The organism is Ferrovum sp. (assembly GCF_027317285.1).
Lineage (GTDB): Bacteria > Pseudomonadota > Gammaproteobacteria > Burkholderiales > Ferrovaceae > Ferrovum.
The window spans coordinates 1-24,835 of record NZ_DAHVHV010000024.1 but is presented as its reverse complement, the minus strand read 5'-3'; the positions used below and the strand labels follow the sequence as shown (position 1 = coordinate 24,835).

The 24,835-nt window shown below is 59.9% G+C and carries 19 protein-coding genes and 1 pseudogene; 8 read left to right on the top strand and 12 right to left on the bottom strand.

Annotated features, from left to right (window positions below):
• Window positions 1-8: 8 nt before the first annotated feature.
• Genes M6F29_RS06820 through M6F29_RS06800 form a run of 5 tightly spaced genes read right to left on the bottom strand, consistent with a single transcriptional unit; the run spans window position 9 to window position 5,381 of the window.
• Complete coding sequence (locus tag M6F29_RS06820; protein ID WP_298158084.1) at window positions 9-1,187, bottom strand: FAD-dependent monooxygenase; 1,179 nt, start codon at window positions 1,185-1,187, stop codon at window positions 9-11.
• On the bottom strand, window positions 1,184-2,362 hold the full coding sequence (locus tag M6F29_RS06815) for an FAD-dependent monooxygenase (RefSeq protein ID WP_298158082.1): 1,179 nt from the start codon (window positions 2,360-2,362) through the stop codon (window positions 1,184-1,186). The genes M6F29_RS06820 and M6F29_RS06815 overlap by 4 nt, the downstream gene beginning before the upstream one ends.
• Complete coding sequence (gene pepP, locus M6F29_RS06810; protein WP_297479961.1) at window positions 2,335-3,663, bottom strand: Xaa-Pro aminopeptidase; 1,329 nt, start codon at window positions 3,661-3,663, stop codon at window positions 2,335-2,337. The genes M6F29_RS06815 and pepP overlap by 28 nt, the downstream gene beginning before the upstream one ends.
• 3 nt (window positions 3,664-3,666) lie before the next feature.
• Complete coding sequence (locus M6F29_RS06805; RefSeq protein ID WP_298158080.1) at window positions 3,667-4,410, bottom strand: nucleotidyltransferase family protein; 744 nt, start codon at window positions 4,408-4,410, stop codon at window positions 3,667-3,669.
• Window positions 4,374-5,381 (bottom strand): aminoglycoside phosphotransferase family protein, encoded by a 1,008-nt coding sequence (locus M6F29_RS06800; protein WP_524537714.1) that lies wholly within the window; start codon window positions 5,379-5,381, stop codon window positions 4,374-4,376. Before M6F29_RS06800 ends, M6F29_RS06805 begins: the two co-directional genes overlap by 37 nt.
• 123 nt (window positions 5,382-5,504) lie before the next feature.
• Here M6F29_RS06800 and lptD point away from each other — a divergent pair, with 123 nt between their 5' ends.
• From lptD to rsmA, 4 genes are read left to right on the top strand one after another with little or no spacing between them, the layout of a single operon-like run.
• On the top strand, window positions 5,505-8,075 hold the full coding sequence (gene lptD / locus M6F29_RS06795) for an LPS-assembly protein LptD (RefSeq protein ID WP_298158077.1): 2,571 nt from the start codon (window positions 5,505-5,507) through the stop codon (window positions 8,073-8,075).
• Window positions 8,072-9,469 carry a peptidylprolyl isomerase gene (locus M6F29_RS06790; RefSeq protein ID WP_298158075.1) on the top strand — a complete coding sequence of 466 codons (1,398 nt, stop codon included), beginning with the start codon at window positions 8,072-8,074 and terminating at the stop codon, window positions 9,467-9,469. The genes lptD and M6F29_RS06790 overlap by 4 nt, the downstream gene beginning before the upstream one ends.
• Complete coding sequence (gene pdxA, locus M6F29_RS06785; RefSeq protein ID WP_298158073.1) at window positions 9,459-10,448, top strand: 4-hydroxythreonine-4-phosphate dehydrogenase PdxA; 990 nt, start codon at window positions 9,459-9,461, stop codon at window positions 10,446-10,448. The genes M6F29_RS06790 and pdxA overlap by 11 nt, the downstream gene beginning before the upstream one ends.
• Window positions 10,445-11,245 carry a 16S rRNA (adenine(1518)-N(6)/adenine(1519)-N(6))-dimethyltransferase RsmA gene (gene rsmA / locus M6F29_RS06780; protein WP_298158071.1) on the top strand — a complete coding sequence of 267 codons (801 nt, stop codon included), beginning with the start codon at window positions 10,445-10,447 and terminating at the stop codon, window positions 11,243-11,245. Before pdxA ends, rsmA begins: the two co-directional genes overlap by 4 nt.
• Here the strand turns inward: rsmA and M6F29_RS06775 are convergent.
• The 6 genes and pseudogenes from M6F29_RS06775 to M6F29_RS06750 form a co-directional block, all read right to left on the bottom strand.
• A complete protein-coding gene (locus M6F29_RS06775) occupies window positions 11,211-11,786 on the bottom strand; it encodes an aminodeoxychorismate/anthranilate synthase component II (RefSeq protein WP_298158069.1) in 576 nt (191 codons plus the stop codon). The two genes, rsmA and M6F29_RS06775, sit on opposite strands and share 35 nt — an antisense overlap.
• A 19-nt stretch (window positions 11,787-11,805) precedes the next feature.
• A complete protein-coding gene (locus M6F29_RS06770; RefSeq protein ID WP_298158067.1) occupies window positions 11,806-12,573 on the bottom strand; it encodes a Fic family protein in 768 nt (255 codons plus the stop codon).
• Between the two features lie 154 nt (window positions 12,574-12,727).
• The gene (locus M6F29_RS06765) at window positions 12,728-14,254 is read right to left on the bottom strand and encodes a tetratricopeptide repeat protein (RefSeq protein ID WP_298158065.1); all 1,527 of its coding nucleotides are present in this window, start codon (window positions 14,252-14,254) and stop codon (window positions 12,728-12,730) included.
• A gap of 16 nt (window positions 14,255-14,270) precedes the next feature.
• A complete protein-coding gene (locus M6F29_RS06760; RefSeq protein WP_298158063.1) occupies window positions 14,271-15,572 on the bottom strand; it encodes a DNA-processing protein DprA in 1,302 nt (433 codons plus the stop codon).
• Window positions 15,573-15,593: 21 nt separating this feature from the next.
• Window positions 15,594-17,699, bottom strand: coding sequence for a RecQ family ATP-dependent DNA helicase (locus M6F29_RS06755; protein ID WP_298158062.1), 2,106 nt, complete (start codon window positions 17,697-17,699; stop codon window positions 15,594-15,596).
• Window positions 17,700-17,797: 98 nt separating this feature from the next.
• Window positions 17,798-17,971: pseudogene (locus tag M6F29_RS06750) on the bottom strand (IS3 family transposase); the annotation flags it as partial.
• 468 nt (window positions 17,972-18,439) lie between these two features.
• Here M6F29_RS06750 and M6F29_RS06745 point away from each other — a divergent pair.
• From M6F29_RS06745 to prsK, 4 genes are all read left to right on the top strand, one after another.
• On the top strand, window positions 18,440-19,180 hold the full coding sequence (locus M6F29_RS06745; RefSeq protein ID WP_298158061.1) for a PEP-CTERM sorting domain-containing protein: 741 nt from the start codon (window positions 18,440-18,442) through the stop codon (window positions 19,178-19,180).
• A 168-nt stretch (window positions 19,181-19,348) separates the two neighbouring features.
• The gene (locus tag M6F29_RS06740) at window positions 19,349-20,596 is read left to right on the top strand and encodes a DegT/DnrJ/EryC1/StrS family aminotransferase (RefSeq protein WP_298158060.1); all 1,248 of its coding nucleotides are present in this window, start codon (window positions 19,349-19,351) and stop codon (window positions 20,594-20,596) included.
• The gene (locus tag M6F29_RS06735; protein ID WP_298158059.1) at window positions 20,593-21,597 is read left to right on the top strand and encodes a GNAT family N-acetyltransferase; all 1,005 of its coding nucleotides are present in this window, start codon (window positions 20,593-20,595) and stop codon (window positions 21,595-21,597) included. Before M6F29_RS06740 ends, M6F29_RS06735 begins: the two co-directional genes overlap by 4 nt.
• A 31-nt stretch (window positions 21,598-21,628) precedes the next feature.
• The gene (gene prsK, locus M6F29_RS06730) at window positions 21,629-23,716 is read left to right on the top strand and encodes an XrtA/PEP-CTERM system histidine kinase PrsK (protein ID WP_298158058.1); all 2,088 of its coding nucleotides are present in this window, start codon (window positions 21,629-21,631) and stop codon (window positions 23,714-23,716) included.
• Here prsK and prsR read toward each other — a convergent pair.
• Window positions 23,676-24,835: PEP-CTERM-box response regulator transcription factor (gene prsR / locus M6F29_RS06725; RefSeq protein WP_298158057.1), on the bottom strand; the 1,160-nt coding region annotated here is incomplete at its 5' end. The two genes, prsK and prsR, sit on opposite strands and share 41 nt — an antisense overlap.

The window sequence follows — 24,835 nt, the reverse complement described above, 5'->3', positions numbered from 1 at the left end:
TTCATGGCCTACCGATTGGCATAACGCACCAACTCGTCCTTTAACCAGGAACACCGTTCCAGACGGTTCATTCCCCAATTCCTGGCCCACCCCCAGCGCTGCCGGGAAGCAGAAAACACATGGGCCAGTCCTCCCGTCAGACCCTGCATCACCGCCACAGGTTCCCGACGGGCCCGTTCATATCGTCGCAGGAGGGAGCGGTCGCCATAATCCGGCCCCGGCCCGCGCCCGATCAGCGTCTCAGCCAGACAGGCAGCATCCTGCAAACCCAGGTTCAGACCCTGTCCGGCCATGGGGTGTACCCCGTGGGCCGCATCACCCACCAAGGCAAAGCGGGGCGCAATCCAGCGCGCCACATCCATGCGGCGCAATTCGAAATCGGCCGGTACGGAAATTTCTTCCAGCAAACCCAGTTCATACCCCACCTGCTGCTGCAAGGCCTGGGCACGCTGCACGGGAGACATCGCCAGCAAGGCTTGGGCATGATCGCCCTGGGCTGACCATACCAGGGAAACATGTTGCCCGACGAGGGGCAGCAGGGCAATGACTTCTCCCGGTACGAACCATTGTCGGGCCACGCCGCCATGTTGCCCGCTGATCCGGTAGTTGGCCACGATGGCCCTGTGACCGTAGGGACTGAAGTGCGCGGGGATGCCGAAACGTTCGCGCAGATCCGAGTGAATCCCGTCGGCCGCCACCAGAAGCCGGGTTTGCCAGGATTGCCCGCGACTCAGGCATACCTCCAGGGCAGAGTCCTGCTCGTGAATGGCGCTGACGGTCAGCCCGGTTTCAAGCAGTTCGGGCGCCACCTTTGTCTGGTGCCGGTGCAAGGCACTCAACATGGCCCCCGCCTCCACGATCCAGCCCATGTGAGCGGTTTGCCCGCGGTTGGGCGCCAGGGAGAGCCGACCATCCCGATCGCCCTGCACTTTCATCCCCAGAATGGGCTGGATGCGCGCCTGGTCCATGTCCTGCCAGCCTCCCGCGCGGCGCAGGAATGCTTCACTGGCCAGACTCATGGCATAAATCCGCTGGTCAAACCCCGCCGGCGCGGCAAACTCGGGCAGGGGTCGACGATCGATCACCTTCACCCGCACGCCCTTCTGGTGCAAAACCAACCCCAGAGCCAATCCGGTAATCCCGGCTCCAACGATCATCACGTCCAGGGGGGGGGTCCGTCTGGTCATCCTCTCATCCCCCCCTGAAACCCGAAGGACATGACGCGGGTCAAGGCCCGGCGCATCCCCGGCAATCCATTCAGGACCGCCAACCCGAGGCCCCGACCCTGAGCCAGGATCGGCCAATCGTTGGAAAACAGGCGAACCAGGGAATGGGTGAACCCGATTCCCCAGTTCCGGTCACGCTGACGCAGGGCCACGAACCGTTCCAGTTGGGCGGCACTCCCCAGGACATCCAGCCCGCCTTCCCCCACCAGACGAATCAACTGGTCGGCATCCCGCAACCCCATGTTGAGCCCCTGCCCCGCCACCGGATGCATGGTCTGGGCCGCATTGCCAATGGCCACACCATGCGGACGAATCACGCAGTCCAGGACCTTGAGGGTGAGAGGAAACCAACTGCGTCCATGGACTTGCAGAAAATTGCCCGCCCGCCCTCCGAAAGCCGCCTGCAATTCACTCAGAAACCTTTCTTCGGGCCAACCCAGGCGCAATTCGGTCTGTGCCTGGGTTCCTGTCCACACCAGGGTATACCGCTGCCCCAGGGGAAGCAGTGCGATGGGACCCTCCGGCGTAAACCGCTCATAGGCCAGGGACCCGACCGGTCGATCCGTTTCCAGTTGGGCCACTAACGCCACCTGGGTATAGGGCTGTTCCCGTGCGGCACCAAATACCTGGGCCGTCAGCGCCCGCCCCCCATCGGCCAGGACCGCCAGGGGAGTCCGGGCACGCCACTCCCGGCCCTGTGCCTGCCAAACCACTTCGGCCTCCCCGCTGCCGGGGAACACCGCACTGACTTCAGCGCCAGTCTCGAGCGACAGTCCCTCAGTCCGGCGCACCTGTTCGTCCAGACACGCCATCAGGGTGTTGTAGCGCAGGATGTAACCCAGTGCCGGCATTCCGGATTCCCGGGCCGTCAGCACGGTCTGGCCGAAACGATGGCGCTGGGAAATGTGGATCTGATCGATGGTCGTCACTTCTGCCGTGGGCCAGGCCCCCAGTTCATCGAGCAATTGCCGACTCCCCTGGGCCAGGGCCAGGGTGCGCCGGTCATCGGCACGCAATGAAGGACGGGCCTCGAGCAGACGTACCGGTACGCCGCGCCGGGCCAGCCCCAGCGCCGTTGCCGCCCCTACGGGCCCCCCTCCGACAATGATCACCGCCGCCGGGTCTGCGCCATCCATGCCTCGATCTCCTCTACCGTGCGGGGAACGGCATCCGTAATCACTTCATGCCCCTTTTCCCCCACCACCACATCATCCTCGATACGAATGCCCGTATGGCGGAAAGCGACCGGAATATCGTCTTCCCCCCCCACGTAGACGCCCGGTTCCACCGTCAAAACCATACCGGGCACCAGTCGGCGGGGTTTCCCCTGCTCGTCCACGTAGCGCCCCACATCATGCACATCCCGCCCCAGCCAGTGGCCCGTGCGGTGCATGTAAAACCGCCGGTACTCCTCCTTTTCCAGGACACTGTCCACACTTCCCTGACATAACCCCAGGTCGATCAGCCCCTGGGCCAACACTTTCAGGGCCGCCCCATGATAGGCCGATACCCGTTTTCCTGCCTTGATCTGTCCCAGTGCGGCCTGCTGGGCCGCCAGCACCACTTCATAAAGGTCCCGTTGAGCCGCGCTGAAGCGCCCGTTGACCGGAAATGTGCGCGTAATGTCCGCTGCGTACCCCTGCCATTCGCACGCCGCATCGATCAGCAACAGGTCTCCGTCGCGCAGACGCGCCGAGTTGTCCACATAATGCAGGATACAGGCATTCTCGCCGCCCGCGACGATGGAAGGGTAAGCAGGACCGGCGGCGCCGTGGACACGAAACTCATGCAACAGTTCGGCCTCCACAGCGTATTCGTAGCGCCCCGGACGGGTCGCCTGCATGGCGCGCAAATGGGCACGGGCCGATATCTCCGCGGCCCGGCGCATGAACTGCAACTCCCGCGCTTCCTTGACCAGACGCATTTCTCCCAGGCGATCCGACAGATCGACCCACTGCCGGGGCGCACGCACCCCACTGCGCGCCTGATTCCGCAGGGTCTGCAACCACCCCTGAATGCGCCGGTCCCAGGCTTCGTCCTGGCCCATCACGGAGTACACCGTCTCGCAGCCCGCCAGCAGGGTGGGCAACAGGTCGTCCAGTTCGGACAGCGCATGGGCGGCATCCATCCCGAACTGCGCGCAGGCCTGTTCCGGACCATAGCGGCGTCCTTCCCAACGCTCCTGCTCGGGGTCCCGGGGACGGCAAAACAGCAGGCTGCGCGGTTTTTTTCCGCCCTGCAGCACCAACACGGCCTCGGGTTCGGGAAATTCCGTCAGATAATGGAAATGGCTGTCCCAGCGGTAAGGATGGCAGGTCCCCGCATTCCGTATCCGTTCGGGGGCGGTGGGAAGGATGGCGATGCCCGCTCCCAGGGAATCGGCCAGACGGCGGCGGCGGGCACGCAACAGGGACAGGGAGGTGAGGGGGACGGACATGGATCAAACTCCTTCGAATAATTTTTCAGCACGTTGCCACTCGGCCGGCGTGCCCACATTGATCCAGGGGGCAGCGGTCCATTCTCCGCTCACCTGGCGCCGGGAGACCGCGTTCCTCAGCAAGGCCCCCAGGTCGGCATTTTCTCCGTGCCTCAGGGAGGTGAAGAAGGAACGCCGGAACAAACCGATATTGCCATAGGTCCCGGCCCGACCGACGGGCGGGGTCACCCGCCCCTCGCCATCCAGAGAAAAATCCCGGGGATAGCGTTCATCTTCCACCAGCACCAGATGCGCCTGCAGGGACTGGTCTGCGCCCTCCGTCGCCGGTGCATCCCGCCATCGTTCCAACCGGGCCCTGAGCAGTTCATACGCGTAGGTGGTATGGATATCGGCACTGACCACGGCAAACACCGGATCCGTCAGAAAGGGGAGAGCCTGCACCACGCCGCCCGCCGTACCCAGGGCCTGAGCCTCCCGGGACCAGTGCAGCGGAATGCCCCAGCGCTGCCCCTGCGCCAGGAAGGCTTCCAGGGATTCGGCCAACCAGGCCCCATTGACCACGATCTCATCGAACCCCGCCCGAACCAGACCCTCGATCTGCCACTCGATCAACGGTTTTCCGCGCACCGGCAACAGGGGTTTGGGGCAGCGGTCCGTCGATGGGCGCAGGCGCTCGCCCCGCCCGGCAGCCAGAATCATGGCCTGGGGCATCAGAAGGTATACCCGGTTCGGGACGGTGTCTGCCATAACCGTTCCAGTATCGGCACCAGGGGCTGTAACGCCTTGTAACGCCGGCAGGCCGTCACCAGATACTTCTCCACGCGCGGCATGTCCGCCAGATAGCCGGTTTTTCCATCGCGCCAGGCAAGGCGCGCAAAAATCCCCAACACCTTCAGGTGCCGTTGCACGCCCATCCACTCGAAATCCTGATAGAAAGCCCCAAAATCCTCCCCCACCGGAATCCCGGCAGCCCGCGCCCGCTCCCAATAGCGCACCAGCCAGTCCAGAACCTGTGCCTCCTCCCAGTCGATATAGGCGTCCTTGAGCAGGGAAACGGCATCATAGGTCACCGGGCCCTGCACGGCATCCTGAAAATCCAGCACCCCCGGATCGGGGTTCGCCACCATCAGGTTGCGCGTGTGATAGTCCCGATGCACCCAAACCTGCGCCTGGCCTTCGATGGCATCCAGCAACCCCCGAACCACCGCCTCGAAGACAACGCGTTCCTGCGTGGTCCAGACGGCGCCCAGATGCTTCTGCACGTACCATTCCGGAAACAGATCGATTTCCCGCTGCAACAGGGCACGATCATAAGGGGGCAGGACCCCGTCCCGGCTGGCCGACTGAATCTGCACCAGGGCGCCCAGCGCGTTGCCGTACAGGGTGTCGGCACCGGGGCCTTGCCCCGCGCCGGCCTGCAACGCGCTCAGGTAGGAAGTCTCGCCAAAATCTTCCAGCATCATGAACCCCTGTTTTTCTTCCCAGGCCAGAATGCGCGGCACATGCACCCCCGCCTCGGAAAAAAGACGGGAAACCCGCACGAAGGGGCGGCAATCCTCCTTGTCCGGGGGCGCATCCATGAGGATGCGTGAGCCTTCCGGGGTCATCACCCGGAAATACCGACGAAAACTGGCATCGGAGGAAGCGGGCTGGATAGCCTCGAAAGGCACCGGGTAATACGGGGTCAACCACTGATGAAGGGCTTGTCGTCGCACCAATTATTTTTCCAGGAAATGAAGGCAAGGATTGCCATTTAGGTCGTTTTGTGAGATTTTAACAAAGATTTTCAACCTGATAACCTGTTCGATGTCCGCCTCGTCTGCACGTCACGCTCTTACCGCATGATCCCTGCCCTGTTACTCGCCATGGCCCTGCTCTGGCTTCCTCTGACAGGCATGGCGTCTGCGGTGCTGGACGACGCGGGAAACACGCCGTCTCCGTCCGACCCCGAGGTCAATGACAGAAAGCCTTCCAGCGCCGCAGGCTCGGCGAAGGACCAGGGTGCCGGCCCCCAAAAAAATGGTGACCCCGAACCCCCGGTTTCGGTCATCAAACTCAAGACCGCCCCCATTCTGGAGGATAATGCCACAAATCCCGCACTGGGCGATCAAAATCCGGCCTCATTTCTCCGCGCGGACAAACTCTCCGGACAGAAGGACCAGTTCATGGATGCCCAGGGACACGCCGAATTACGGCGCCAGGGGGTGGTCATCGAAGCCGACCATCTGCACTACGATCAACCCACGGATACCGTGGAAGCCACGGGCAACGTCCGCATGATCCGGAACAACACGCTTCTCCTGGAAAGCCCCCATGGCTTCTATCAACTGGGGGGTCAGATCGGGGTCATGGACAGTCCTCATTTCTCCTACCGCGATCCCAGCACCTTGCTTTGGAAGCCACCGCCTGCCAGTTATGTCGTCCCCTTGCCCGGCAGCCCCATCCAACGCCCACCGATCTGGTTCATGCAGGGGATATCCAGGGAAATGGACCTGACGGCCGGGGACAAGGAGACCCTCCTGAATGCGACCTTCAGCACCTGCAAGGCCAGCACCCCCGACTGGTTCATTCGCACCCCGAAACTGGACCTCGACCATACCTTGCAGGAAGGCGATGCCCACGATGGCACCTTGAATTTCCAGGGAAAACCCATCCTGTATTCCCCGGATCTGACGTTTCCTCTCGACAACCAGCGACGTTCCGGCCTGCTGTCGCCGATCATCGGTTCCTCCAGCACCACGGGCCAGGATATTGCCGTTCCCTATTATCTCAATCTGGCGCCCAACATCGACGATACCGTCACCCCACGCTTCATGAGCACCCGTGGGCTCCAGTTGGGCAACGAAGTGCGTTATCTCGACCCCTCGGTGTCAGGCATTCTGAGTGCCGAATACCTGCCGCACGACAGCCAGTTGGGGACGGACCGCTGGTTTGCCTCCTGGACCCACAATCAGGTCCTGGCTCCGGGACTGACCTTCAACGCCAACGTCCAGAGCGCCTCGGACCCCAATTACATGAACGACCTCAACACCCTGATCGGTCCTCAGGGACTGGTCTATCTGCCGCGCAGTCTGGACCTGGGCTATTCCGGGATCCAGCACTGGCAGTTTGACGTCAGTTCCCTCAACTACCAACCTCTTCTGGGGGGGGTGGCCCAATACCGCATCGACCCCCAACTGTCCGCCCACGGCTTCCTGAACGACTGGCACGGACTGAATCTGGACATGTCCTCCCAGTACACCAATTTTGTCAGCCCCGGACCAAATACCCTGGCGGGAACTGCCGTGGCCAACGGCATTACCTACAACGGCAACTATCAGTCCATCGTCAGCGGCAGTCGCCTGCACGTCTACCCCACCATCACGGTTCCCTGGCGCAACAATGAGGGCTTCGTGACGTTCAAGACCGGCATGGACTTCACCCAGTACAACCTGGGGCAATTCAATACTTCCCCCCAAAGCGTATACAACCGGACCTTGCCCATCACCAGCCTGGATACCGGGCTTTTTCTGGATCGCAACTTCAGTCTGGGCGGGAGAGATTATCAGCAGACCCTGGAACCTCGGCTTTATTACGTGTACATTCCCTACCGGAACCAGAACAATCTCCCCATTTTCGACACCGGGCTGTCCGACTTCAATGCGTCCACCATCTTTACGGAAAACCAGTTCGACGGCATCGACCGGATCAACAATGCCAACCAGCTCACCGCCGCCGTGACGAGCCGTCTGCTCAATCCGACCACCGGCGGAGAAATGGTGCGCGCCCTGCTGGGTGAACGTTTCTATTTCACCCCGAACCAGGTTCTGCTCCCTGGGGAACTTCCACCCGTCTCCAGCGCTTCGGACATCATCGCCGCGTTCACGGCGGCCATCACGGAACGCTGGAATTTTGACAGTTACTTCAACTTTGGCGCCCAGTCACACCGCACCCAACAAATGGCCACCACCATCGCGTACACGCCTGCTGCGGGCAAGGTGTTCAACCTTGGCTACCGTATCGACACCCCCCTGCAGGGGATGCCCACCACGGTCATCAACTATCTGGGGCAGGCGACCACCTTTATTCCCGGCGTCACGGGTCCGATTCCCATCAATGATCTGACCTCGGTCAAACAATGGGACATCTCGGGACAGTGGCCGATTACCAGTCGCCTGTCTTTCCTCGGACGCCTGGCCTATTCCACTCTGGACAATCAGGTACTGGAAGCCCTGACGGGGGTCGAGTATAATGCCGGGTGCTGGGCCTTGCGGGTAATTTCCTCGCGCTTTCCCGTCAGCCCCATTCAGACGGATACCGCTTTTTATGTCCAACTCGAGTTGGGCCCCCTTGGGCTCGGTCCCAATCCTTTGGATACCCTGCGCTACAATATTCCTGGCTACACCAAAACCAACGAGATATCCCCCCAATGATGTATCGCCTTTGTGCCCTATTGATGTTGTTGCTCTCCTGCCGCCTCGTCCTTGCAGAGGCACCCGCGACGGCCCCTGCGGCGGATCCCGCCACACCGGCGTCCCAGGCCACCGCCCCCGCGGACAAAGCGGACGTTCCCGACACCCCGACGGATGAGGAAACCCACCGTCCGGTGGTGGACCGGATCGTGGCCGTCGTCAATACCCACATCATCACCCAGTCGGAACTGGATGAACGCACGGCCATGATCACCGCCCAGTTGCGCCGCCAGGGAGTCCAACTGCCCGATCAAGCCATCCTGGTCCACCAGATCCTGGAAAAAATGATCATGGATGAAGTCCAGCTCCAGTATGCGCACGATGCGGGCATCAAGGTGGACGATACCCAACTGGATCAGGCCATGGCCCGTCTGGCCGAACAGAACAAACTGACCCTTTCCGGCTTCAAGGAAGAGGTGGAAAAGGAAGGCTTGACCTGGACCAAGTTCCGCGAAGAAATTCGTAACGAGATCATTCTTTCCCAGGTTCGCGAGCGGGAAGTGGAAAACCGCATCTTCGTGTCCGACAATGAGGTCAACGCCGAACTGGAAAAGGAAAAAAACCAGGGGAATTCAACCCCGGACGAGTATGATCTCGCGCATATTCTGGTCACCGTCCCCGAAAATTCCCCGCCCGCCGTCATCAGGGAACGGCAGAAAAAAATCCAGGAGGCCCTGAACCAACTGGATAACGGGATGCCCTTCTCCCAGGCCGCTGCGGCCTATTCCGAATCCCCGGACGCCTTGACCGGTGGCGATCTGGGCTGGCGTCCCAGCACCCGTCTGCCGACCCTCTTCGTTGAAGCCGCCGGCAAGTTGAAACCTGGGGAACACAGCGAAATTCTGCGCAGCCCCAACGGGTTTCACATCATTCAGGTGATCAACCGCCGAACGCCCAATGCCATTGCCAACGTCAATCAGTACCACGTCCGCCAGATTCTGGTCAGAATCACCCCGGAGACCAACCCCAAGGACGCCCAGGCCAAGATCGTGGGGCTCTCCGGACGCATCCAGGGCGGCGAAGATTTCGCCAAACTGGCGACCCTCAATTCGGAAGACGAGAGTCGCAATCGCGGAGGAGACCTCGGCTGGATTTCGGAAGGGTCCACCCTGCCGCAGTTTGAAAAGGTCATCAAGACTCTCAAGCCCGGAGAAGTCAGCCAGCCTTTCGAGACCCCCATGGGCTGGCACCTCGTGCAGTTGATCGAGGTCCGTCAGGCCAGCGATTCGGAAGACGGCAAGAAAATGGCCGCGCGCCAGGGACTGCGTGCCCGCAAAGCCGATGAAGCCTACGAGGAATGGGTCCGCCAACTGCGCGACCAGGCCTTTGTAGACATCCGCCTCGATGAACACTGATCCCCTTCCGATCGGAATCTCCGCAGGGGAGCCGGCAGGGATCGGGCCGGACCTCTGCCTGCACCTGGCCCATCAGTCCCCGGATGCCCCCCTGGTCGTCGCGGCCGATGCCGCCCTGATGCGTGCCCGCGCCCGCCTGCTGGGCCTGCCCTACCCCTTTCTCGATGTCGCCGACTGGACGGGAAACCGGCCGCCCCCCGCGCGCCCCCTGCTCTGGCATCACCCCCTGGCCGTCCCCGCCACGGCAGGCCAACTGGACCCACGCAACAGCCGGGCCGTTCTGAATGCCTTGGACAGTCTGACGGACGCCTGTCAGGCGGGACATCTGGCGGCACTGGTCACCGCCCCCCTGCAAAAAAGCGTCATCGTCGAGGCGGGAATTCCCTTTACCGGGCACACGGAATATCTGGCCGCCCGACTCGGCGTGCCCCATGTGGTCATGATGCTGGTGGGCGGAGGATTGCGCGTGGCCCTGGTCACCACCCATCTCCCGCTCAGTCAGGTTCCCTCGGCCATCACCCGGGAAGTCCTGGGGGATACCCTCGAGATTCTCCACCATGAATTGAAGTCTCGTTTTGGTTGTCCCGCTCCCCGCATCCTGGTGGCCGGATTGAATCCCCACGCGGGAGAAAACGGTCACCTGGGACAGGAGGAGATCACCACCATCAACCCCGCCCTCGCTCGCGCCCGTGCTGCGGGCATCGATGCCCGGGGTCCTTTTCCGGCCGACACCCTGTTCCTGCCGGAACGTCTGGAAGGCAGCGATGCCGTCCTGGTCATGTATCATGACCAGGGGCTTCCCGTCCTGAAACGGGCCAGTTTCGGGTCCGGGGTGAATATCACGCTGGGATTGCCCATCCTGCGCACGTCCGTCGATCACGGCACCGCCCTGGATCGGGCGGGCACCGGAAACCTGGACCCGGGCAGCCTGCAGGCCGCCCTGGCACTGGCCCAATCCCTGACCCGTGGCGCTCCATGAGCCCATCCGCGCATCGTGCCCGGAAACGGTTCGGACAACATTTTCTGACGGATGAGGGGATCATCGAGGGCATCCTGCGCATCCTGGCGCCCTCCCCCGCAGATAAAATCATCGAGATCGGCCCGGGCCTGGGGGCACTGACCCTTCCACTGCTGGAGCGGGGGATGACGCTGACGCTCATCGAACTGGACCGGGATCTGGTGGAACGCTGGCACCGCCACCCCGCCCAGGACCGCCTGACCCTGCTCCCTCAGGATGTCCTGACGGTGGACTTTACCCCCTTCGGCAATGCCTGGCGCCTGCTGGGCAATCTGCCCTACAACATTTCCACTCCGCTCCTCTTCCATCTGGTGCCCCACGCCGCTTCCATGAAAGATGCCCTGTTCATGCTTCAGAAGGAGGTGGTGGATCGTCTCGTGGCTTCCCCCGATACTTCGGATTACGGACGTCTCTCGGTCATGCTGCAGTACCATTTCCACATGGAGGCCCTGCTCGAGGTTCCGCCCCAGGCTTTCACGCCGCCGCCCAAGGTGGATTCCGCCATCGTGCGCCTGATCCCCAAATTGCCCCACGAACGCCCTGAGTGCGACCCCGTTGCCCTGTCCCGGGTCGTTGCCCAGGCGTTTTCGCAACGCCGCAAGATGCTGCGCAGCACCCTGAAGGGAACCCTCCCGGCAGAAGCCTGGGAAAGGCTGGGCATCGATCCCCGCCGCCGTGCCGAAACCCTCAGCCTGGAAGAGTTCTGCCAACTCTCGAAGGTGTTCAACGCCCCCCGGGATTTTCCAGAAAATTCCTGAGCATGTCGTAACCAAACTCGGTCAGAATGGATTCGGGGTGGTATTGCACCCCCTCCATGGCGAATTCGCGGTGACGCATGCCCATGATTTCCCCATCCTCGGTCCAGGCAGTGATTTCAAAGCAATCGGGCAGCGTCTCCCGGCGCACGGCCAGGGAATGGTACCGGGTGGCCTGGAAAGGGTTGGGCAGGGTACGGAACAGACCCTGCCCGCCATGGAACACGGGGGATACCTTGCCATGCATGAGCGTCCTGGCCCGCACCACCTCGCCGCCAAAGGCAAACCCCATGGCCTGGTGCCCCAGGCAAACCCCCAACAGGGGAATCCTGCCGACAAAATGCTGGATCACCGGTACGGAGATCCCGGCTTCGCGCGGACTGCACGGCCCCGGCGAAATGACCAGATAGTCAGGCGCCAGACGTTCGATCTCAGCCAGGGTGATCTGGTCATTGCGAAACACTTCGACCTGTTGACCCAGGACCCCGAAATACTGGACCAGGTTGTAGGTAAAAGAATCATAATTGTCGATCATCAGCAGCATGTTTAACTTGTCCTATTGATTATTCAATGGAAGGCAAGATTGCCTCCGCTTCCGGGTGGCAGCCCGCGAGGAATGCCATCATCTCGGTCGCATCCTTCGAGAGATAGAACCGCACCATCTTCTCGTTAAATTCCTGCGCCTTGGCGGCAGGCACGCTGATGGCGTCGATGCCATGCGACATCAGTATGCCGTTCATCATGAAGCGCGACGTGCGCTTGTTGCCGTCGAAGAAGAACTGCTGCAAGGCACCGAACAGGAAGAATGCGGTCGCTCGCTCGAACGGCTCGCACTCTTGTAGTGCGGCCACGCCTTCATGGAATACCCGGTTCAGTTCCGGCGCACCGGGCAACGTCGGCAGTGGAGTATAGCGCCCATGCTCGCCAAGACCAACGTCCGGGGTGTAATTCTTTTCCTGACCTTCGCCACGAAACACCCCCCATTCCAATGCTTCCCTGCGGACAACGATGCCGTTCAGTTCGGTGAATGCAGGCTTGGACAGAGAGAACTCACCGCCCTTGACCATCGCCAGCAGGCGCTTTGAACTTTCTGCCAGATTCAGGACTTGTTCCTGATCGAAAATCTTCCGCCCGCCAACGGTCACGCCATCCAGCAGCGTCTTGACCTCGGGGAAGGTAAAGGGATTGCCCTCGAGCACTGAGGCATCCCAGACGAACTCGGGCAACATCTTGTGAAAACGGAAACAGACCCGATCCAACGAATGCGACGGAACGAAAGTCGGCATCGCTGACCTGTCCCATCGGAAACCAAGAACATCAAACAGGGACATGTCGTCGCGCCTCATCAATCATTGAACACGGTTTCATAATGGCAATACAGTCTTTGACAGGCAATCACAACACACCGCATGTTTGAGCAATTACACCGCCTGCCGATGATGAAACATGCCCCCTTCGATGGATGCCTTGCATACGAGCCCATGTTCAATGCACGGCACTCCGCGCCACGCCATCCAGCAATTTAATGAAATTCCGTTTCGGTTTGAACTGTATCCGCAACTCAGTCAGGTAATCGCCGAACGACCGTAACTGATTCAGCGCTTTCATCAACCCGCCCACCTTACGGATCAACCTGATCGCTTCCTCATAAGCGGTGTTATTGGTCTGCTCTACGATGGCTGGCACCACGCGACGGTATAGGCTGATCGCGCCATCGGGACGCGAAGATTCGAGTTTCCCAGCCAACGCGATCAGCAGACTACGATCACAGCTGCCTTCATGTATGGATTCCCAGGCAGCATCGAGATCGTTCTCCCACAACGCGATTTCTACCCGCAACGTGGTGTTGGGCGCCGAAGGTTTCGGTTTCCAGCGGCTCGTTGTATTCGCCTCGCGTGCGATGACCTCGGCAACCCATGCCAGCGCTCGATTACGCTGTTCCGGCCAGAGACCAAGCTTACCTGCGACATCATGCAGTTTCTTGTAATGTTCGAGGATCGGACGCTCTCCAAACTGGATCCAGGTGAGTTGCAACGCCTCATCATTGCGCTTGCGCTTGAGGTAGGCCTCCACCAGAAAATCCCGCAGCCGGTTGTCAGGCCGTTCAGGGAAAGCCTTCAGGCCACGTTCCGCCCATTCCAGCGCCTTGTCGTGTTGCTTGGCCTTAGTCCAGATTTCCGCGATGCCGAGATAGTGATAACTGGACGAAAGATCGTGCGACTTGATCGCGACCAGTTCTTCCACATCGCCGCTCGCCTCGGCCAGTCGCTCCATGATTCGAGTGATTCTGTCCCGGTGTGCATCGTAACTGCCCTTTGCATCCCGTGGCTTGAGTTTGCGCCACGCGGCTTCTGCCAGTTCACGGTAGAGGCGCAGGCCTTCCTTGCCGAGAGCGGCGCGATAGGTGGCGGCATCGAAGTTGCACATACCGAACGGCAGCGTCGACTCAAACCGGAACAGACGCTCGGCCAGCCCTGTTGGCTCGGGTCGCGCCATCGTGCAAGCCTTGAGATGCAACTCGCCCAAGCGATGAGCGATGTCGCTAACCTCGCCGTTCGAATCGTCCACCTGTTCCAGTGAATTTTCAATGCGCTCGATGGCGTACTCGGCCAGTTCAACCAGCATGGCAGCGGTATCGGGCTTGAGCAATTCCGCCAGCGAATCCGCCACCTGTTCGATATTGCGGGCAAAGGTACCCACCTCCCGCCAGTCAACAAAACCATGAATGCTCGTCGCGCCATCAATTGCCCGCTGGAATACCTTAACCACGTTCCCGCCACCGGCGCCGGTAGGTTCGGCCTTGAGCAATAGCGACCGGTAGAGCCGGTCATCGCGCTGTGCCACGTCGAGCAGGAGATTAACCAAAACTTCCGGCGATTGAGCAGTCAAATACTCCCTGATGTCGCGCCACGGGTCACTCCGCTTTTTCTTGCCGGATACTGTGCCGCGCTGGAACGCCGTAGTGCCTGCAAGGCTTTCGAGTACTGCATGAGTAATCAAATCTTTTTCCATAACAAGCCTCTCAAGATCAGCAAAGTGCCTGCTGGCGAGGCAGGGCATAACTCACTGGTTTCTTTCTCTTTTCAAGGTATCCCTGTTCGACAGCTGCGGCCAGCCAGACCTTGAGTTGACCTTTCTCCAAGCCCAGTGCAAGCCGAACTTCCTCATCATTTTTCGCTGCTTCGCCGAGCACCTGGCGCAGCCTGGTAAGGAAATCCTGAAACATGTCGTGCCCTGCGGATGGTGCCGCCTCTGCCACATTTTCCAGTTCGGGAGCAGCGACAACATCAATCGGGGCGGGCGGAAGATCGGGTTGCATAGTCGTCGCAACGCTCTTGTCTGCAACGGTCTGCCGAAACAATGACGGCGTATCGGGCTGACAGGTTGTTTCCAGAACCTCGCGTATCGATGCGCATTCTGAAATTTCGTAGGAAAATCCTTGTGCGCCCTTTGCGATGAGCGCCGCATTACCTGGGCTTTCCCCCGGTGTGCGCACATAAAGCGGTGTCCACCCATGGCGCAAATTTTCAGTGGCACCTGCCCATGTACCACCTTCGCCCTCCGCGGACTCAACCACCAGTGCATAATCGGCCAGGGCGTAGATATAACGATTGCGCGCCATCGCGTTTCCGGCGTTGAAGCCAGCCTCGGGATTGAACGGCGAGATCAACACCAGTCGGCTGGACTGAATGCCTACCCGGTTCTGCCGATTGACGCTGGCGCGCAGCAAGTCGGCGGCCAACACGCCGATCACCACGCCACCCGCTTCGCCTGCCCCTTGCATTGCGGCAGCGTCCACCCCCCTGGCACCACCGGAGACCACGCCCAATCCATCGCTCGCACAAGCACGGGCCACGTCGCGGGTAAATTCAAGAGCGGCTTCTGAGGCATCTCGCGAACCAATCACCGCCAACCCGCCTGCGTCCAATAACGATAGTTCACCAGCACCATACAGCAGCGGCGGTGCAGACTGCCCAAGTTTTTTCTTCAGGCGCCTCGGATAAGTTGCATCGCTACGAGACAACACCCACAAGCCGCTGCGCTGCCACTTTTCCAAGGCCAACGCCAACGCAGTTCCCCGTGCGAAGAGAGACTCAACGCGTGCCGGTTCCAGACCGGCCTGAATCAAGTCGCCCAATCGACCAGCCGGATCGACACCGAGCAAATCGCCAGGGCGCAACTTGCACTCCAGCAACCACTTCGTCAGCCGCTCGTATTCCTTCTGCGTCAAAGGAGCATGACGCTCGCCATGCTCACTGCCAAAGCGGCCACACAGCAATAAAATCGCCTCAGTATCCGGTGACAGATTAGTTGTCGATTTTTCACTCATGTTTCATCACACCGTCTTCGCTTATTTCGCAGTCGTAGTCGTGAGCGCGTAAGGATACACCGGCCCGCTGCCCGCCTGCCGGAGCAGAGCCACGGCAAGTGTCAGTGTCCACCCGGAATCGAATACATCGTCCACCAGCAACACTGGCTTGGTAAATTCCGCCCCCGAAGCATCAACCGCGAATGCCCCGTCCAGGTTGTGACACTGGTGGTAGCGATTCTCCATGCCCTTCTGCTCCTCGGTATGGCGAGCCTTGAGCAATACCGGGCGAAATGGAATCCCCAGTGCGGCTGCCAAACGTATGGCAAAATCAGACACCAGTTCAGGGTGACGCGTTGAAGGGATGCAGGTTATCCATACCGGTGGCGATTCCATCGTCCAGCGCGTTTGAATCAACTCCGCCGAGGCGGTCACCAGATCATCCACAAAGCGCCCCTCGGACTTGCCCTGCGCAACCATCTCGCCCCATACCGGCTCGCCCCAGCGGGAAAGAATGCGCCCCGGTTCGCCACGAAGATTCTGTGGGATGTTTGCCTTGGTACAGGAAAACTGTGCGGCATAGGTGGGCAGCGCAGAAACATCCCATTGCTTCTTTAATTCCAGCAACATCTCACTTTGCCGAACGAAACGCTGCGCCTTGATCAGCCGTGCATCGGAAATTGCGGGAGACACCACGGGAGCGCCCCGGCAGACCGCACACTTGCCGCAAGGTTGCGCCAGTGGATCATCCAGCACTGCCGCCAGGAACTGCATCAGGCACTGCTGCCCCCCGATGTAGGCCTGCATCTCGGCCCATTCCAACTCGCGCTGCCGGGTCAAATGCTCGATACGCTCCCGGTTCAGGCGAAAGGGCTGCGCGGTTCTACTCCATTTGGATTCGATCTTCACTACCGGTGCGGCATCCTCCACCACCAACAGTTTCAATACCCTTTCGATCTGCGACTGGCGAAGGTTGGCTACACGCTCCAGTTCCCGCACCGTCATGCCATCGGTTTCGCATTCTTCCAAAGCCGTCAGTATCCGCTCGATCTGCCACTCCGGCGGAAAAGCCGAGTCGCGGAAATAAGCATTGATATCGTCTTCCTCGTCACCCGACAGCAGCACGCCGAAGGCTTCATCGATGGCACGCCCCGCCCGCCCAACCTGCTGGTAATAGAACACCACCGAACCCGGCGTCTGGTAGTGGATGACAAAACCCAGATCGGGCTTGTCGTAACCCATACCCAACGCCGTGGTTGCCACCAGACACTTGATCCGGTTTCCCAACAACGCAACTTCGAGAGCCTGACGCTCCTGGTCCGTCTTGCCCGCATGGTAGGCATGCGCCTCAATATCATTTTCCCGCAGCCATTGGGCAACCCGGTCGGCATCCCGGGTTGTCAGCGTATAAACAATGCCACTGCCTGGTAGCGACGGAATTTGATCGGCCATCCAAGCCAAACGCTCGGCGGGATTGCGCAACCGCATCACCTGCAACGCCAAGCTTTCGCGCACCAGCGGGCCGCGCTGAACCAATACATCGCCACCGAGTTGCTCGCCCACATCCGCCTCGACGCGATGATTCGCTGTGGCAGTGGTTGCCAGTACCGCAATATTCCGTGGCAGCAGACGGAGTATCTGACCGATGCGCCGATAGTCCGGGCGGAAGTCATGCCCCCAATCCGAAATACAATGCGCCTCGTCAATCACCAACAGACCAATGCGCGCCGCGATGGGCAACAATGTATTGGTCACGAAATCATCATTGGCCAAACGCTCCGGGGAGATCAGCAGCAAGTCAACTTCATCGTTCAATAGCCGCTTGCGCACGACCTGCCAATCATCGGAGTTGGTCGAGTTGATGGTTTCGGCGCGCAGTTTCAGGCGATCGGCCGCCTCGATCTGGTTGCGCATCAGGGCCAACAGAGGAGAAATAATCAGCGTCGGCCCGGCCCCCTGTTCTCGCACCAGTTTGGCCGACACAAAATAGACCATGCTCTTGCCCCATCCGGTGCGCTGCACGCAAAGTACGCGCCCACGCTGATTCACCAGTTGGTCTATGGATTCCCACTGACCGTCGCGGAAATCGACGGTCGGACTGGCGAGGGCGATACGGAGCCAAGCGAGAGCGGCATTGTGTGTCGTCATACCCCTGCCTTTCGTTTTTCCTCAAACTTTTTGCCGCGCTTATCCATCTCAACTCGCCATTGCGGCGTTCGTCAGGACAGATGTCGCGTCGACCATCTTCAAACCGTCAACCAAACAGGTCGTTCAGGGTTCAGTTGGACGGCACCTACCGACTCCCAGTTACGGGTAGCGCCTGACCAGCGCAAAGGGTTCTTGATACACCATTGACGTCTGCTCAGTATCCCACAATCCTCCCTCCGATGTCGCTGTGCAGGGGTCACAAGCCGGATCCGACGATTGCATTGTCACGATGTTGCGTCTCCTGGTCGCGCTCCTTCTCGTTCAGAAAATCAGCAGGCAAGCGTACCGCCCGACTGTGACCATTGAGGATAACCTGCTACTTGGCTCATGGGAGACCCCCTTGATTGCACCGACAGATATCCAGGTATCTACCATTTGATCCGTATGGCCGAACCTGAATGTACAGATAATTTACATTTTTTCAAATAGTTTCACTTCGGCAAATTTACTTTTACTTTTTTTCACATTATAAAAAACCGACTGTTTTTATAATGGATTTCATTTTGTTTCATATCAAACAAATAGTGTCGGTATTTTTTACACATTGGCAACATTAAAAAATGGGTAAAATTACAATCTTACTGTATTCCAACGAATAAAATAAATTGGCGCGTAAATTGCTTATTTTTATTGACACTCAACCATGAGTGCTTTTCAACCCCATTTTTCAAGGAGTCCCCATGACATCAAAGAAACGGTTTGCCTCTCTGGCACTGTACGCCCTTTCCATCGCCCCCCTGTCCGCGCTGGCCAATCCAATCCCACTCAACGGCAGTTTCTCTTTCAATGGTAACGCCGTCACCCAATTCACCTCAGGCGGGGTCACCTATCTGCCCGGGGTCCTCGGCGCAGGCATCAACACGGCCACCAGCGTCACCGTACAAAACCCTTTCACCATCAGTGCCACGCCCACGAACACCTTTGGGGCCCCCAATGACTTGAATGGCCTGCTTCCCGCAGGAACCCAGGGCTACATCGTCAACCCGGCGACCAATGGAACCTACACCCTGCAAATCCCGCAGAACGGCACATCCAGCCCCCTGTCGCTAGGAACGCCCTTTGCCAGCGTCACCTCCCCGGTGAACAGTGATACCTTCAACTTTTACGCCACCAGCGATCAAGTCCTCTCGAGCGTCTCGCTGGGCAACATCTCCGAACTTGGCGTCATCATTCTTGGAACCGTGGCCGATGCCCAGGGCAAGTACTCTTCTTCTCCTGCTTCCGTGGGATTGACCTTCATCGATAATGCAGGCGCCCTGGGATACACCGGTGCCTTTTCCGCCCCGCCAGCCACCATCAATGTTCCCGAACCCGGCAGCCTCCTTCTCGTGGGCATTGGCGCTCTGGGTCTGGGGTTGGGCATGCGCAAATTCAGGCTCACCGGACAGGCCGTTTCCGGACCTCGAGGCGCCACCGCCTAATCACGCTCTCTTTGGCCCGCACAGGGAAGGGCACATCAGAGGGGCCAGAGTTTCTGGCCCCTCTTCAAAACTGGTACAATCGACCGGGTTGAATGTCGGAAATTTCCGCTATGGAATAAGCCGCCGTTCGTTCTCAGGGCATACGACCACAGTTCCCATCCAGACCGAATGACCTTCACACCGCCAGAGCATATCCCCAAGCAACCCGTCTTCGAGTCCGCCGCCTTGACCGGGGCTTCGGGTGGAACGTCTTCCCCGCCCAGTTTGCGGGACGCGCCTTACCAGCGCACGGTCAACCGGGGCAGCCTGGCCATTGCCCTGGCCCTGCGCCATATCGGTCTGTCGGGGCGTCATGAAGTGCTTGTCCCCGCCTACCATTGCGGCGCCATGATCGAACCCATCCTGGCCGAAGGAGGCCTTCCGGTTTTCTACCGGATTCACGCCGACACCACCGTGGATCTGGAGGACATGGCCCGGCGTCTCACCCCCGCCACCCGGGTCGTCCTGGTGCCCCATTTCTTTGGTTTTCTGCAACCCCTGAAAGCCGTCCGCGCCTGGTGCGATGCCCATGACCTGATCCTCATCGAGGATTGCGCCCATGCTTTCTTCGGCGAAACGGAGGGATGCCCGGTGGGAACCCAGGGCGACTACGCCATCGGCAGCAACTGGAAATTTTTTCCGCTCAACGAAGGCGGCTGCCTGGTTTCTTTCCGGCATCCCCTGAACACCATTGAAACCCGTGCCCCCAGCCTGTCCGAAGAATTGAAGGCGGTGGTCAATACGCTGGAATATGCCTCCCGCTACGGCCGTCTCGGATCCTTCAACCCCTGGCTCAAAAAGGCTTTTCGCTTCAAGGATGCAGTGGTCCGGGGACTACGTTCCGGTTCGTCCGTGCCTTCTCCGGAACGCGCAGAGGATCCGCCCCGCCCGGAAGATTTCGTCCCCGCCCCCTTTCATTCGGGCTTCGATCCCGACCGCACCACCATCTCGGGCTCCCGCTGGGCACGCTGGGTCACTGAAAAATCCGCCCTTTCCTTCATCGCCGAAAAAAGACGGGAAAACTATCAGACCCTTCTGGAGGCCACTCTCCCCCTTCCCGGCTGTCGCCCCCTGTTTCCCCATCTGCCCGCCGGGGTCGTCCCCCATGTCTTTCCGCTGGTGATGGACCAGCCCATGGCCGTGTTTGGCAAACTCAAGTTTGCCGGAGTCCCGGTCATACGCTTTGGCGAGTTCCTGTGGGACGGGATGGACAAGGGGACCTGCCCCGTCAGCGAAGACTATTCGCGCCGCATTTTTCAGTTTCCCTGTCATCAGAGCCTGAAAAAGCATGAACTGGACTGGATGATCCAGGTACTGTCCGCCACCCTTGCCGGCACCGGCTCCCTTCCACCTCCCCCGGATCAACGCGCCCCATGACCCCCTGGACCCTCTACCCTGCCGCCCGCTTCAGCGAGTTCCAGGACGCCTGGCAACATCTGAACCAGCAAGGCAGGAATTCTGCCTTGCTGGATCCCGCCTTTCTTGCGCCGGCGCTGGAATTGTTTGGCACCGGAAAGGAACGGCTAGCCGTGCTTGGCGGCTCGACCCCCAGCGCCATGGCGCTGCTGCGTCCTACCGGCCGCCGGGGTTGGGAGACCTTTCAGCCGTCTCAATGCCCGCTCGGATCCTGGGTAAGCCATCCGTCACTCACCTGGCAGGCCGTGCTTCCCCCCTTGCTTCGATCGCTTCCCGGTTTCCCTGCGGTATTGGGAATCACCCAGCAGGACCCGGATCTTTTTCCCCGCCCCCCTGCTTCGCGCACCCTCAAAACCCTGGACTATATCCAGACGGCACGCGTCACCCTGCAAGGTCCCTTTGAGGCCTACTGGCAGGCGCGCGGCAAGAACCTGCGCGCCAACATGAAAAAACAGCGCAATGCGCTGACCAAACTGGGACTGGAACCCCGCCTGGAAATCCTGACCCGGGCACAGGACATGGACCAGGCCGTCAGGGATTTTGGACAACTTGAAAGTTCTGGCTGGAAAAACGATCAGGGTACGGCCATTCACCGGGACAACGCGCAGGGACGGTTTTATACCCGGGTTCTCGAAAGTTTTTGTGCCCGCGGCAAGGGAAGGGTCTATCGCTACTGGTTCGGTGACGTCGTCACGGCCATGGATCTCTGCATCGCGGACGAATCCTCGCTCATCATCCTCAAGACCGCCTATAACGAGCAAGCCAGCCATGGGACCTCGCCCGCCTTCCTGATGCGCCAGGAATCCTTCCAGCACCTCTTTGAAGAAAACGCTCTGGACCGGATAGAATTCTACGGCAAGGTCCTGGAGTGGCACACGCGCTGGACCGATGAAATCCGAACCCTCTACCATATCAACGAATACCGTTGGGGGTTTCTTCCCGGACTGTTGGGGAAAGCATGATCCTCCCCTCCCCGACTGTGGCCCTCCGCCCTTGATCTCCTCCATCGATCTCGCCAGCCAACTCAGCGCCCTGACCATTTTCGGGCTGCTGGGGCTGTACCTGCTCGGCCGCAAGAACGCCAACCCCATCCGCACGGCCCTGGCCCTGGCCTGCCTGGCCAACAGTGCCTGGGCGCTGATGCTCGTGCTTTTTCCGTTGCGCTACACCATCCCCTTCCCGTCCGACCTGGCAGAATTCGTCCGGGATTATTTCTGGATGGCTTTCCTTCTGAAAGCCATGACGACCCCCGACAGTCCTCCCCCGGCCCTGCTCGGCTCCCTCCGCCGCCTGCTCTGGATCCTGCTGGGCACAGCTCTGGCCACCCTCCTCTATAACCAGTGGAGCGGGGCCAATGCACTCAACACGATGCCAAAGTCGGATCTGGTGCTGCATGTCGCCCTGTCCATCTTCGGCATAACGCTGGTGGAGCAGTATTTCAGAAACACCCCCGCCCATGCCCGCTGGGGGATCAAATTTCTGTGTCTGGGGTTGGGGACCTTGTTTGTCTACGACTTTTTGCTCTATGCCGAAGGCCTGCTGTTTTCTCACGTCCGGGGCACGCTGTGGATCACCCGGGGCTTCATCAACACCCTGACGGCCCCCCTGATCCTGATTTCCATCCTGCGGAATCGGGAATGGGCCGGACAAATCCATGTTTCCCGACATCTGGTGTTCCACTCCGTCAGTTTGCTGGGTTCCGGTCTGTATCTGCTGTTCATGGCTGCAGCAGGGTATTACCTGCGCTCCGTGGGCGGCGACTGGGGACCTGTCCTGCAATTCACCTTCCTGGCTGCGGCAACCCTGCTGTTGCTGATCGTGATGTTTTCAGGAAAGATCCGCTCCAAGTTCAAGATCTGGATCAACAAACATTTTTTCAGTTATCAGTACGACTATCGCGAAGAATGGATGAAGTTTACCCGCACGCTGCTCAGTTCCGATTCGCCGGGAAAAATTTACGAGGCGGCGATCACAGCGCTCGGAACCCTGGTGGAGTGCCAGAAAGGGGCCTTGTGGATGGAGAGCGAACCCGGAAAGCCCTATGAATGCGTGGCTGCCCTGGGGATAGGGAGGGCACTCCGCCCCCTGGCGCCGGATTCTTCCCTGATCCGGTTTCTGTCCCGTTCCCGCTGGGTCATCGATCTGGATGAGTACCGTCCGGGATTCCCGCCCTATCCGGACCTGGTGATTCCCGACTGGCTTTCGGAGATAGAGGATGCCTGGTTGATCGTCCCCCTCATGCTCTACAACCAGTTGATCGGCTTCATCCTGCTGGCCCAGCCCCTGAGCAAGATCGAATTCAACTGGGAGGTGAGCGACCTGCTCAAGGCGGCGGGTCACCAACTGGCCAACAGTCTGGCCCAGCAACAGGCCAGCGAAGCCCTGCTGGTGGCCCGCCAGTTCGAATCGTTTCACCGGATGTCGGCCTTCATCGTGCACGACCTGAAAAATCTGATCGCCCAGTTGAGTTTGCTCCTGGAAAACGCGGAGAAACACAAAAACAATCCCGAGTTTCAGGAAGACGTGCTCTTCACCATCGATAATTCCGTCACCAAGATGAACCAGTTGTTACTCCGGCTGAGAGGGGCTTCCACCGGTCAGGAACAGCATTCGCTCGACCTTCATCAACGGGTCCGCGCCGCCCTGCTCAGCAAATCCAAATTCAAGCCCGTCCCTTCCCTGACCGTCCGGCAAAACGCCCGGATCCGTGCCGACCCGGAGCGTCTGGAACGGGTCATCGGACACATCATTCAGAATGCCTGCGAAGCCACGCCCTATGACGGTCACGTGGAAATCCTGCTGGATTCCACGCCAACCGAAGCCATCCTCGAAATCCGGGACAGTGGCAAGGGAATGGAGGAAGACTTCATCAAGGAACGGCTGTTTCGTCCCTTCGATTCCACCAAGACCTCCGGCATGGGCATCGGCGCCTACGAATGTCGCACGTACGTGGAGGAGTTGGGGGGGAGTGTCACGGTCTCCAGTACCGTGGGCAAGGGAACGCTTTTTCGCCTGTCCTTCCCCCTGCCCTTGCCCCCCCTCAGCGAAGCCGGTACTGACGCATCAACCCGTACAGGGTAGGGCGGGAAATGCCCAGGAGTTCTGCGGCCTGGACGATGTTTCCATCGCTCTGGGCGAGGGCGTCGAGAATGGCCTTGCGCTCAGCCTCTTCCCGAACCTGCCGCAAATTCAACGGGAGCGTGGCCATCGCCCCGTCCTCTGCCGGTACGTCCAAACCCAGATCCAGCGTGCTGACATAAGGTCCTTCCGCCATGACGCTGACCCGCTTGATCACGTTTTCCAGTTCCCGCACGTTGCCCGGCCAGGGGTAATGCGTCAGGGTGGCCATCGCCTCAGGCCTGAACCCGCGCAGCGATCGTCCCTGACTGGACGCATATTTTTCGAGGAAGGCATTGGCCAGAAGAGCCACATCCCCGGAGCGCATCCGCAGGGGCGGCACCTTGAGCACGATTTCGCTCAACCGGTAATACAGATCCTCCCGAAAACGTCCCTGTTTGATCAATTCGGCAAGATTCTGGTGGGTAGCGCAGACCACGCGCACATCCACCGGGATCCCGGCCCTTCCACCGAGCCGTTCGATCACCCGTTCCTGGAGGAAGCGAAGCAATTTTGCCTGCAGGGACAGGGGGAGATCGCCTATTTCATCCAGAAAGAGGGTGCCTCCCTGGGCATATTCGATGCGCCCGATCGTCTGTTTGGTAGCGCCGGTAAACGCCCCTTTTTCATACCCGAACAGTTCGCTTTCCAACAGGTTTTCCGGGATGGCGGCGCAATTGATGGCCACCAGACGCTGTTCGGCGCGGGGACTCAGGTGGTGGGTGGCGCGCGCAAAGAGTTCCTTGCCGGTCCCGCTTTCTCCATGAACCAGGACCGTGACTTCCGAAGTGGCTACCCGTTTTACGGTCTTGCACAACTGCTGCATCACCGGATCGTGCGTCAATATCCCCTGCAACGGGGTGGGCGTCTGCAGGGTTTTCAGGGAGGAATTTTCTGCTTCCAGGCGATGCAGGGCGAGGGCACGCTCCAGAATGAGTGCCAGCACCTGGGGCTCGAAGGGTTTTTGACAAAAGTCATAGGCGCCCAGCGCCACTGCCCGGACGGCATTTTCCCGATCCGTATTTCCCGTCAATACGATCACTTTGGTCGTCGGAATCAGAGCCAGCAATTCCTGCAGCGTTT

Excerpts from the sequence above, each read along its gene's own strand:
- M6F29_RS06820 (WP_298158084.1), bottom strand. The coding sequence starts at position 1,187 with ATGACCAGACGGACCCCCCCCCTGGACGTGATGATCGTTGGAGCCGGG.
- M6F29_RS06815 (WP_298158082.1), bottom strand. The coding sequence starts at position 2,362 with ATGGATGGCGCAGACCCGGCGGCGGTGATCATTGTCGGAGGGGGGCCC.
- pepP (WP_297479961.1), bottom strand. The coding sequence starts at position 3,663 with ATGTCCGTCCCCCTCACCTCCCTGTCCCTGTTGCGTGCCCGCCGCCGC.
- M6F29_RS06805 (WP_298158080.1), bottom strand. The coding sequence starts at position 4,410 with ATGGCAGACACCGTCCCGAACCGGGTATACCTTCTGATGCCCCAGGCC.
- lptD (WP_298158077.1), top strand. The coding sequence starts at position 5,505 with ATGATCCCTGCCCTGTTACTCGCCATGGCCCTGCTCTGGCTTCCTCTG.
- M6F29_RS06790 (WP_298158075.1), top strand. The coding sequence starts at position 8,072 with ATGATGTATCGCCTTTGTGCCCTATTGATGTTGTTGCTCTCCTGCCGC.
- pdxA (WP_298158073.1), top strand. The coding sequence starts at position 9,459 with ATGAACACTGATCCCCTTCCGATCGGAATCTCCGCAGGGGAGCCGGCA.
- rsmA (WP_298158071.1), top strand. The coding sequence starts at position 10,445 with ATGAGCCCATCCGCGCATCGTGCCCGGAAACGGTTCGGACAACATTTT.
- M6F29_RS06775 (WP_298158069.1), bottom strand. The coding sequence starts at position 11,786 with ATGCTGCTGATGATCGACAATTATGATTCTTTTACCTACAACCTGGTC.
- M6F29_RS06770 (WP_298158067.1), bottom strand. The coding sequence starts at position 12,573 with ATGTCCCTGTTTGATGTTCTTGGTTTCCGATGGGACAGGTCAGCGATG.
- M6F29_RS06765 (WP_298158065.1), bottom strand. The coding sequence starts at position 14,254 with ATGGAAAAAGATTTGATTACTCATGCAGTACTCGAAAGCCTTGCAGGC.
- M6F29_RS06760 (WP_298158063.1), bottom strand. The coding sequence starts at position 15,572 with ATGAGTGAAAAATCGACAACTAATCTGTCACCGGATACTGAGGCGATT.
- M6F29_RS06755 (WP_298158062.1), bottom strand. The coding sequence starts at position 17,699 with ATGACGACACACAATGCCGCTCTCGCTTGGCTCCGTATCGCCCTCGCC.
- M6F29_RS06745 (WP_298158061.1), top strand. The coding sequence starts at position 18,440 with ATGACATCAAAGAAACGGTTTGCCTCTCTGGCACTGTACGCCCTTTCC.
- M6F29_RS06740 (WP_298158060.1), top strand. The coding sequence starts at position 19,349 with ATGACCTTCACACCGCCAGAGCATATCCCCAAGCAACCCGTCTTCGAG.
- M6F29_RS06735 (WP_298158059.1), top strand. The coding sequence starts at position 20,593 with ATGACCCCCTGGACCCTCTACCCTGCCGCCCGCTTCAGCGAGTTCCAG.